Source organism: Chroogloeocystis siderophila 5.2 s.c.1 (genome assembly GCF_001904655.1).
In the GTDB taxonomy this organism is placed as follows: domain Bacteria; phylum Cyanobacteriota; class Cyanobacteriia; order Cyanobacteriales; family Chroococcidiopsidaceae; genus Chroogloeocystis; species Chroogloeocystis siderophila.
In genome coordinates this window covers 306971-317808 of sequence record NZ_MRCC01000005.1, presented here as the reverse complement: position 1 = coordinate 317808, position 10838 = coordinate 306971, and the positions used below count along the sequence as shown (strand labels likewise).

9 protein-coding genes and 3 pseudogenes are annotated in these 10838 nt (G+C 44.0%); 10 read left to right on the top strand and 2 right to left on the bottom strand.

The genetic code is table 11. The features are described 5' to 3' along the window. Positions 1-378: 378 nt before the first annotated feature. The 10 genes and pseudogenes from NIES1031_RS23710 (at position 379) to NIES1031_RS08015 (ending at position 6305) form a co-directional block, all read left to right on the top strand. Positions 379-882, top strand: coding sequence for a calcium-binding protein (locus NIES1031_RS23710; protein ID WP_178378074.1), 504 nt, complete (start codon positions 379-381; stop codon positions 880-882). Then, positions 768-1202, top strand: coding sequence for a calcium-binding protein (locus NIES1031_RS23705; protein WP_407919487.1), 435 nt, complete (start codon positions 768-770; stop codon positions 1200-1202). The genes NIES1031_RS23710 and NIES1031_RS23705 overlap by 115 nt, the downstream gene beginning before the upstream one ends. Positions 1203-1207: 5 nt before the next feature. Further along, a pseudogene (locus NIES1031_RS26335) lies at positions 1208-1327 on the top strand (hypothetical protein); the annotation flags it as partial. A 151-nt stretch (positions 1328-1478) separates the two neighbouring features. Further along, positions 1479-1544 (top strand): annotated as a pseudogene (locus NIES1031_RS26330) (hypothetical protein); the annotation flags it as partial. 222 nt (positions 1545-1766) lie between these two features. Further along, the gene (locus NIES1031_RS25520; RefSeq protein ID WP_236738754.1) at positions 1767-1922 is read left to right on the top strand and encodes a hypothetical protein; all 156 of its coding nucleotides are present in this window, start codon (positions 1767-1769) and stop codon (positions 1920-1922) included. Positions 1923-2454: 532 nt separating this feature from the next. After that, positions 2455-2973: pseudogene (locus NIES1031_RS26325) on the top strand (calcium-binding protein); the annotation flags it as partial. A 21-nt stretch (positions 2974-2994) separates the two neighbouring features. Beyond that, positions 2995-3921 carry a calcium-binding protein gene (locus tag NIES1031_RS08030; protein WP_073548925.1) on the top strand — a complete coding sequence of 309 codons (927 nt, stop codon included), beginning with the start codon at positions 2995-2997 and terminating at the stop codon, positions 3919-3921. A gap of 43 nt (positions 3922-3964) precedes the next feature. After that, positions 3965-5056: a calcium-binding protein gene (locus NIES1031_RS08025; protein ID WP_330219946.1), complete on the top strand. Its 1092-nt coding sequence runs from the start codon at positions 3965-3967 to the stop codon at positions 5054-5056. 22 nt (positions 5057-5078) lie between these two features. Further along, on the top strand, positions 5079-5528 hold the full coding sequence (locus NIES1031_RS08020; protein ID WP_073548924.1) for a DUF3574 domain-containing protein: 450 nt from the start codon (positions 5079-5081) through the stop codon (positions 5526-5528). 33 nt (positions 5529-5561) lie between these two features. Continuing rightward, positions 5562-6305 carry an alpha/beta hydrolase gene (locus NIES1031_RS08015; protein WP_073548923.1) on the top strand — a complete coding sequence of 248 codons (744 nt, stop codon included), beginning with the start codon at positions 5562-5564 and terminating at the stop codon, positions 6303-6305. Positions 6306-6429: 124 nt separating this feature from the next. Here the strand turns inward: NIES1031_RS08015 and NIES1031_RS08010 are convergent, their stop codons facing one another. Beyond that, positions 6430-9957: a WD40 domain-containing protein gene (locus NIES1031_RS08010; protein ID WP_084544275.1), complete on the bottom strand. Its 3528-nt coding sequence runs from the start codon at positions 9955-9957 to the stop codon at positions 6430-6432. A 93-nt stretch (positions 9958-10050) separates the two neighbouring features. Further along, positions 10051-10740 (bottom strand): glutathione S-transferase family protein, encoded by a 690-nt coding sequence (locus NIES1031_RS08005; RefSeq protein ID WP_073548922.1) that lies wholly within the window; start codon positions 10738-10740, stop codon positions 10051-10053. Positions 10741-10838: the final 98 nt, after the last annotated feature.

The window sequence follows — 10838 nt, the reverse complement described above, 5'->3', positions numbered from 1 at the left end:
GTTCATCCTTTTTTTCTAGCGCACCAACGCTTTTTTCTCAACTGCGTAACTCCTGTAGCATTAGATGTTGTGAATCATGTCTTCGATCTCTTCACAGCTTGGTTAAATGAAATGTTAATCTATGCGAAACTCCACCCCGTTCAAAATTGGCTTTCGCCTACTCCTGATCGTGTATAACTCGACACGCAGCTAAACTCTGAAAACTTCTAATTAGCGATCGCTAATTAAACAATTTATTCAGTCACTTTTAATACCAGCAGTGCAATCGCGAGCAGGTTGTAGGTGGTTTTGTGCTGAGCAAATAACGTTGTCGGCTGCAATTAACTACATAAAACACTAGCTGACGTACTATATACCAACTCAAAAAGGAAGGATAATATGGCAATTATTATAGGTAGCCCCACCGATGGTAGCGACAATATTGTTGCCGATGCAGCTAACGATAACATAGACGCTCTCGCAGGTAATGATACCGTTGCTGGTGGTGCAGGTAATGATACTCTCCTTGGTAATACTGGTGCTGATGTTCTCATTGGTGGAGTGGGTAATGACTCCATCGATGGTGGCAGTGGTATTGACCGAGTTGTTGCTGAGCAAGCCGATGTCAACTATACCATCACCGACACTAGCCTGACTGGTAACGGCACAGATCAGCTTAACTCAATTGAGAACGCGACACTATTTACTTTAGGTGGCAATAACTTAATCGATGCTTCTGATTTCAGTGGCTCGATTTACTCTTTCACTGGACACGGCAATGAGACACAATTCTCGGTGGTGCAGGCAATGATGCAATTTCTGGTCAAAGCGGCGATGACTCAATCGATGGTGGCGGTGGCTTTGATCAATATTTTGAGTCGGGCGATGTCAACTTCTTCTTGAGCAACAATAGCCTGACGGGTCAAGGCACTGATAGCCTTAACTCGATTGAGCGAGTAGTGCTGACGGGTGGTGTTAGTAGTAATATCATGAATGCTTCTAGCTTCTCTGGTTCAGTGTCGCTCACTGGGAGAGGTGGCAATGACATCCTCTATGGAGGAACGGGTAACGATACCCTTAATGGCGGAGATGGCAATGACTTCTGCACTGGGAGAGGTGGTAATGACACCTTTGGTGGTGCTGGTATTGACACATTAATTGAGTCGCGCAACGGGAACTTCACTTTGACCGATACCAGCTTAATAGGTAATGGCACACCCTAAATAGCATTGATCGTGTCACACTCACCACTGCCACTGGTAATGACATCATTAATGCATCTAGTTTTACAGGAACTGTCAATCTATTTGGAGGAGGAGGTAATGACATCCTCGCTGGCGGAACGGGCAGCGACACTCTTAATGGTGGAGACGGCGATGACGGTTTGAACGATAATGGAGCTAGCAACGATACTCTCAATGGTGGTGCTGGCTTTGATGTACTGAATCAGTCAGGTGATGTCAATTTCACCTTGACTGACGACAGGTTAGACAGAAAATATTTCTGGAGGAGGGGGCAAAGATACCCTCGATGGTGGAAATGGTAATGATGCTCTCCAGGGCGGCAGTGGCGATGACCTCCATATAGGTGGAGCAGGCAATGACACACTCAGTGGTTTTAACGCCCGCCTCCCTAGCATTGAGTTTGATACTTTAATTGGTGGTACACAGGCAGATAGCTTTTTCCTAACTAGCTCCGATGCTAATGGCAACCTAACCATTTCTTACGGAGGACTGGGGCATGCAACAATTACTGACTTCTCGATATCAGATGGTGACAAAATTGGGGTGGTAGGTCCTCTTAGCCTGTACAACCTCACGCTAGGAAACACTGATGGGGATACAACTTTAGACACCCTGATCCAGGTTGGATTTAATAACGATCTCATTGGCATTGTCCAAGATGTCAATATAATCGGTGCTGACGTTTTCACCGTCTTCTAAATTCTGATGGATCGTCCATCAACATGAGTTACTAACAAAGGTGTATCAGTGGTTTTGTCACTCCAAAAGTATCCACGCCAAAGAAGGTTTACGAGGTTGGATGACTATAGCGATCGCATAAGCAACTTAACACCACTCAACCTATCACTTTATTGAAGTCCTGGTGAGTGAGGAAAAAATTTGGGAGATTGCTGAGCGTGAAGGTTGGCGGGCTGTTCGATGCAGACGGGGAGGGGTAATTGACTTAATCGAGTTATGGGTTGAAAACCAGGTGATGCTGGAATTGTTACCTCCAAACTTGATTCCAACATACCTTGCGGCTGTGCAGCCAGAAAGCCTAAGAGCACTTTTGGAAAAGCTGTCCGCCTAAAGGTGTCGAATCTATGTGTTGTGTAATTCGATAGTTTTTCTTGCTTCGTTATTCAGCCCTCTAAATCCCTCATTCTGGGAAGACTTTTAGACAAGGTTTCCGGTTCAAAGTCCTCCAAGTTTTGGGGATAGGCTTCCAGGATCTACAACCGCAGTTCGCTTCATCTACAACGACACCAACGGAAACGATGTAATTGTTGCGGATGGAGCTAATGACATTATTAATGCACTTGCAGGCAGCGATCGCGTCGATGGTGGCGGTGGTAATGACGCTCTGATTGGTAACACAGGCAACGATACTCTCCTAGGAAATACGGGTAATGACGTTCTTAGAGGTGGATTAGGCAGTGACATTCTCGATGGTGGAGAGGGCATTGATCGAGTTACTGAGTCAGGTGATACTACCATTCGCCTGAACAACACCAGTTTAAGAGTCGGTAATGAAACTGATACACTCAGCAACATTGAAACGGCAACACTCACTGGAGGTGCAGGTAATAACTCAATCAGTGCCTTTGAATTCACCCTTGGATCGGTAACTCTCAATGGCTTAGGTGGCAATGACCAACTAAGAGGTAGTACCCGCAATGACACCCTCAATGGCGGAGTTGGCAACGATCTTCTTGATGGTCAAGCTGGCGATGATGTCCTCAATGGTGGTGATGGTCATGATAACTTAGAGGGCGAGGCTGGCAATGACACATTGAATGGTGGCGCGGGCATTGACCGAGTTACTGAGTTCAGCGATTTTAACCTTACTTTGACCAATAATGCTTTAGTGGGTGAGGGTACCGATCAATTGAGTGGTATTGAAACCGCGTTACTACGTGGTGGTAACAATGGCACTGTCGTTGACGCTTCTCAATTCACCTTGGGATCTGTTGATATTGGTGGTGGAAATGGCAACGATCTCCTCTTTGGTGGTAGTGGTAATGACGAACTTGATGCTGGTTCATCAGGCTCTGACACGCTTAGAGGCGGTTTAGGTAATGATATTTACGAAGTCACTGGCTTTAGCGATACCGTCATTGAGAACCCTGGTGGTGGCATTGATACTGTTGAGTCTGACGGCAGCTTTACGCTGGGAGCCAATGTAGAAAACTTGGATCTCAAAGGTTTTGACGCTGTTAATGGCACAGGCAATGAGCTTAATAACTTTATCGACGGAAACCGAGCTAATAATACGCTTAACGGAGGAGTTGGCAATGACACCCTCAAAGGCAGCCAAGGCGATGATGTCTTGATTGGCGGTGTTGGTAATGACCAGTTCTTGTTTAGCACAGGCAACGCCTTTCGATTTGACGATCTTGGTGTAGATACCATTACTAACTTTAGTGTGGGTAGCGACAAAATCGTTTTATCCAAAACCACATTTGACACGCTCTTTGGTGGTGCAGGCGGTACTTTGAATCCGTCTGAGTTTGAGGTCGTCGATAGCTTCTCTGAACAGTTCTCCAGCAATGCCAAGATTACCTATAACTCAGTCAGAGGCAACTTATGTTTTAACCGCAATGGCTCAGTTGTTGTAGGCGGCGATGCGGAAGGGAATATCATTGCCGACTTGAATCCTAGCAATACTTCTGGCGGATCTCCCAATATCAGTGCCGCAGATATCCTGATTGTTGCTTAAGGATGGTGCTTGCGCTTGTGGTGGGTAGGAGTGCGATCGCGAAGTGTCTCTGGAAGAGAATCGCACCTACCCATTACCAATTACCTTTTACCAATTACCAGACAAGGAAAACGACATGGCAACAATTCTTGGTACTAACGGCGATGACAACAACCTTTTTGGCGGAAACGACCTCGTAGGAACGACCGGAAACGACGATATTTTTGGCTTTGCTGGCAATGACGAATTGATTGGAAATCTTGGTGATGACTTCCTTCAGGGAGGTGGGGGTAACGATATTCTCAATGGGAATGCGGGGACTGATTTCCTTGATGGAGGATCGGGTAATGACTCGCTCTTTGGCGGAGATATTGGGGTTAATTTTCCCAGTAACATCCTCAATGGAGGTAATGGCGATGACTTACTGCGTGGGGGAGATGGCGATGATTCTTTGTTTGGCGGTGCGGGTAATGACACGCTCTCTGGTGTTTTTGGTGTTGACAGCCTTATAGGCGGCGCAGGCAATGACCTCTATGATGTCTTTGAGCGTAATAATGTTGACACAATCGTCGAGGCTGCCAATGGTGGTATTGATACCGTCGAGTCGGATGACAGTTTTACTTTGCCTGACAATGTAGAGAACTTGGTACTCAAGTTTGAAAGTGGACTCATTGGCACGGGCAATGAACTCAACAACAATATGGCATCTCAGACTATCAACGTCATCTTCAGCGGGTTAGGGGGGAATGACTCGCTTAATGGAGGACTTGGCAATGATATCCTCTCCGGAAGAGACGGTAATGATCTCTTGATTGGAGGAGTGGGGAGCGATCGCTTGCTTGGAGGTGCAGGTGCAGATCGCTTTCGTTTCAACGCCTCGAATGAAGGAATTGATTTGATCGCAGACTTCGTCGCTGTGGATGATTCTATTCAAGTTTCTGCTGCTGGTTTTGGCGGTGGGCTAAACGCCGGTGCGATCGCATCTGGTCAATTCCGCTTAGGTTCCTCTGCGGCTGATGCTAATGACCGATTCATCTACAACAATAATGGAGCGCTGTTTTTTGACTCAGATGGTACAGGTGCAGCGTTTCAAGTGCAGATCGCAACACTTGTTGGAATTCCAACTCTTAGCGCTGTAGATCTTGTTGTTATTTAACCATACTTAAGGAAATATCACTATGCTCGCTTTACGAAAAAGTTTTAGCGCTCTTTTTATTACTAGTCTGCTGTTTACAGGCTCGGTGGCAACGTTACCCGCAGCCCGCGCCCAAATTCCAGAAGCACCAGCAGATAGCTTGAGCCGCACTAATATTTTGCTGCAAGATGAATTATATTTTGGCAGATCTCGCCCTGGTGGAATTGTTTCTGAGGAGCAGTTTCAAAGGTTTTTGCGCAATGTTGTCACGCCGCGTTTTCCTGATGGATTGACAGTAGTTGATGCAAGCGGACAATTTCGCGGAAGTAATGGAACCATCGTTCGAGAACCGACAAAGGTTTTAATTTTAATTTATCCGAATAGCCCTGCAAAAAGACGCGCAATTGAGGAGATTATTAGCCTCTACAAGACGCAGTTTCAGCAAGAATCAGTTTTACGGGTGACAAGTGTACCAGTACGAGTTGGGTTTTGAAATTAGGTAATTGGTAAATAGATATTTTTTACTATGAGTCTTTTTTGCCTCGTTCATGGTGCCTTCCAAGGCGCTTGGTGTTGGGATTTACTAATTCCTTACTTAGAAGGAGAAGGTCATAAAACTGTAGCAATGGATTTGCCAATTGAAAATTCATCTGCTACTTTGTCTCAGTTTGCGGATGCAGTTATACAAACACTACCGAAAACTGACGATGATATTGTGCTAGTTGGTCACTCGATGGCTGGTAGTATAATTCCCCTTGTTGCTGAAGTCGTCAAGGTGCGTCAACTCGTGTTTGTAGCCGCGTTGATACCGCATCCTGGAGTCAGTACACTCGATCAATTTTCGCATCATCTTGATTCTAAAACCCTCGAATCATTCAATTATCAGCCAAAATATCCAACTAAACTCGAACAGTTTCATGATGAGCCTGATATGTTTGAACCTGCTTCGCTAGGGAGAGATTTTTCAGACGCGGCAGTATTAAGAGAGTTTTTCTATTCTGATTGTCAACCGGATGTAACACAGTGGGCGATCGCAAAAAGTCGTTCGCAACAATCTCTGGCATATATTTTTGAAACAAATCCACTCACGGCTTTGCCTTTAGTCGAGCGTAAATATATCGTTTGTACTAATGACCGCATCATATCTCCTACATGGTCACACCACACTGCACGCCAGCGCTTAGGAGTTGATGCGATTGCGCTAGCATCTGGACATTGCCCACATCTGTCTTGTCCTGACCTTCTTGCTACGGTATTAACAAGTCATTAGTTTTTTGGTATTTTGAGTTTAGATTCATTGCTGCTATAAAAGATTATTTATAATTATCGTCTCACTGATAACCTTCAAACGAGCGATCTAATCGATATCTCTGCGGCAAAATATAAGGTCTACCTCAAATTTCTATGGCTCCTAGTGCCTTTAATGTTAATTTTTGTGCTGCGGTTAAACCTGTTGCACCTGTGATGTTCATCTGTTCGTATAGCCTGGGTGCTCTCAGTGTTGTGATACACTCGCCAGTGGCAACATCCCAAAGTTTAATCGTTTGATCGGTTCCACCACTAGCTAGCATTTTTCCATCTGGGCTAAATGCGATCGCCCGCACTTCCCCCATATGACCACTTAAAGTTTTGAGACACTTCCCTGTAGCAATATCCCACAATTTCACCGTTTTGTCGTGACTACCACTTGCTAGAATTTTACCGTCGGGGCTAAACGCAACACACCAAGCAACGCCCTTATGTTCGTGTAGAGTCTTGAGATGACCGCTTTTGTTCCAGAGCTTGACAGTTTTGTCGTCACTTGCACTTGCAATCATTTTCCCATCAAAACTAAATGCTACCCCAAAAACTAAACTTGTGTGTCCGACTAAAGAGGCGATGCACTCACCTTCTAAATTCCATAACTTGACAGTTTGGTCATCATGACCACTAGCTAACATATTGCCATCAGGACTAAAGGCAATTCCCCAAGCCCGACAATCATCAGACAAGATCGAGCATTCACCTGTACGTACATCCCATAATCTAATTGTGCGGTTGTTATCGCAACTAGCAATGATGTCACCACGCGGACTAAAAACCACTGAAAATACGGTATTGGCGCGACTTTGAAAACCTTGGAGAATTTGCTGAAGTTGATTTGTAGTAGTATTCCATAATTTGATAGTGCCGTTGTTACTACTGCTTGCTAAAGTATGACCATCAGTACTAAAAGCAACGCACCATACCCAACTATCATGTCCTGAATGCGATTGAATACATTCTCCTGATGCGATATGCCATAACTTAATTGTTGTATCATCGCCGCAACTCGCTAAAGTATGACCATCAGGACTCAAAGCAATCGATTTAACACTTGCGCTGTAGCCTTGCAATGTTCGTAGCGATCGCCCTGTTTTCACATCCCACAAAGTTACAGTACTATCAAAACTACCACTGGCTAAGGTTTGACCATTAGGATGAAACGCAACAGACCAAATCCAACCAGAGTGCTTTTGTAGAGTTTTCGCACATTGTCCTGTTACAACATTCCACAACTTCACGGTACAGTCGTAGCTACCACTCGCCAGCATTATTCCATCAGGACTAAAGACAACCGATGCGGCGGGTTCGCTGTGTCCCTCAAAAGTTTTAAGACATTGACCTGTATTAACATCCCATAATTTGAGCGTGCGATCCCAACTACTGCTAACGATCGCTTGACCATCTGGACTAAACGCAATCGACCTTACCCAATGCGCGTGTCCTTGTAAAATTTTAATCGTTTCTCCACTATTAAGATCCCAAAATCTTACGGTTTGGTCATAGCTGCTACTAGCTAGCAAACAACCATCAAGGCTAAAAGCTGCGGCTGTGACATGATTTGTATGTCCTTGGAGAATTTGTAAGCATTTGCCTGTTGAGACATCCCACACTCTCAGCGTACAATCAAAACTGCCTGTGACTAACAGATGACCTTGAGGATGAAATGCGATCACGTGTACCCAACCTGTATGTCCTTGTAATATGTGAAGACATTCACCAGTGTTAACATCCCAAATTCTTACCGTTTGATCGAAACTTGCACTTGCTAAGGTTTTGCCATCAGGGCTAAATGCAATTGAAATTACCCAACTTTTGTGTCCTTCACAAGTCAATAATTCTGTATATTCAGCAGTACGCCATATCCGTACTTTACTATCTGCATTGCCCATCGCAAAAAGATTACCTTCAGGACTAAATGCCACTGATAAAGCACTATTTAAAACACCTGTAAAAACTGATTTATTTAAATCTGCACCAGAAAAATTGACTTGCTGTAAATTAGCACCAATAAGATCCGCTTGCCAAATATGTAAATGTGAGAAATTGTAACCAGAAAGATCGACTTGTAAGTAGCGTAAGAGATTAATCGCGTTACCACCACCGTAACCTACTGATATGGGAGGCGATCGCAACTGTAAAATAATATCGTTGAGTTGATGTTCAATCTCAAGAGAACCCAATTCAGCAATTAATCGGGTTGTAAGTGGTGCAAGAATAACCCTGGTCTGACTTTCGCGAATATAGTCTTTGGCAGAAGCTTTCATTAAAGCATGAGTGAGAAATAACTTGAGTTGCTGTGTGAGAATCTCTGCTCGATTTTGCTCAATCAACTGTTCTGTTACATACTCCATCACAACAGGTTGTAGAGTAAACAAACCATTATTTTTTTCTAACAGCGATCGCCGCCGTAAAGATAATAAAACTTCTAGCAATTTGGATTGCGAGATTCTTGGAACAAAGTCTTCGCGTAATTCTGCTATAGTTACCCACTCACGGTTGATTGCTAGCCAATACATGACTTGTTTTTCTAACTCAGACAAACGTTGAAATTGTTCATTTAATAACGCACTGATATCACCAAATGCGATCGCATCTTGTGCTAAAAATTCTGTTATACTCCCATCAAATAAATCGCGGACAGTTGTAGCGACAATTTTGAGTGCTAAGGGATTTCCTGCATAACTGACTTGTAGATTTTGCCAATCGGTTTGTGAAGTGCAAAAACAATCATTACTTTGACAAATTTCCTTCACTTCCGCTGTGCTTAAACCTGTTAAAGGTAAACTGCGAATTGGTAAAAGATTTCCTTCTAATGCTGTTACAGTTTTCGGTTGTTCGCGACTTGTGAGTAAAAGACAACTAGAGTGAAGTTCTGCACCAACACGCCTAATAACCTCGCCATAACCCTCGTAACCCTGGCGATACTGTCCAGCGTGGCCATCACTGAGGATAGCATCGACATTATCCCAGATTATTAAACATCGCGAGTTGCGTAGACATTGCATTAACAGCGATATTTGCGCTTCGTAGGTTTCTGGTAATGCATCGTGTCGATCGACAACCTGGAGGAGTTGCGTCAGAATTTCTACAATCGGTGGTGCATCGCGTAGCGATTGCCAAATCAAAACATCGAATTGATCTTGAATGTGGGTTGCTAGCTTCGTTGCGAGTGCAGTTTTACCAATACCACCCATACCTAAAATGACAACTAACCGACAGCGATCCTGAGTTACCCACTGCTGTAATAGTCCTAATTCTTCACTACGACCATAAAATACCGATACGTCGATCGCTTCTTGCCAATACTGCGATTTGTTGCGAATTGGTGCGATCGCGTGATTTGTACCGCTTTGCTGTATTTGTCGCCGCAATACCGCTTGGAGATTATTTTTTGTGACTTGTTCCCCGAAAACTTGCGTCAGTTGCTGCCATAATTGAGCGCCGACATCACGAATATGACCTGTATCATATCCAGCGTGTGCTGCAATTTGCGGATAAGTCCACCCTTGCCAAGCGTATCGAAAAACGAGTTCCTGAATGTCCTTGAGCTTCTGTCCTACTAGCAACTTGTCTAGCAGCGCTAATGCTTCATCCGCAGACAGCATTAAATCTTGCATACAACACTCCCCGTTTGATTCTAGAAATGGCTGGTCATTGGAGAGAATACTTATTATGAATTATCGATTATCGATCGAAAGTATGGTTTATCCTCAACTAATTGAAACGATGTAGCTAGGCTGCTGAGCAAGTATCGATAGATAAGAGTTACGCTGTTTTAGCAGTGTTAGTAACTGCTGTACATAATCTTCTACAAAAGCATTCTGAATTGAAGGACGCTGTTTTAGCGCTTGTCTCCAAACTCGTACTTTAAGGGTATGTTCTAAGATACCAAAGTCAGCGATCGCATCAAACGCATCAAAATAGTGAAATATCGGCGCATACACAGCATCCACTAGCGAAAAGTTTTTGTCTGCGAAATAAGGTGTTTCGAGCGTTCGCTCAACCCAAGCGAATTTTTCTATCAACTCTTGGCGTTTCTGCTCAAATGACTCCGCCGTAGGTGCATTAAAGAAACCAGCCATCACCGTGAGAATATTGGAACCAAATTCGATCCAAGCACGATGTTTTGCCTTTTCGAGTGGAGTGAGTGGGTGAAGCGATCCTGGTGTAATTTCGTCGAGATACTCACAAATAACCGCCGATTCAAAGAGAACTTCAGCACCAACTTTTAGCAAAGGAATTTTTCCCAAGGGGGGAATTTGGCGAAACCACTCTGGCTTATTAGCCAAATCGATGTAAGTTCTCTTATGAGGAATGTCCTTTTCAAGCAATAGAACGACTGCACGTTGTACGTAAGGACAAAAATGATGACTTACAAGTTCTAGATCTGGATAAGACATTACAAATGTATGTTGTGGTGAGGATATTCGATATAAACTGTTATCCTCTGTTTGACTTCACAACGCCTGCTACTCATTACGCAAAGGATCTAAAGTTG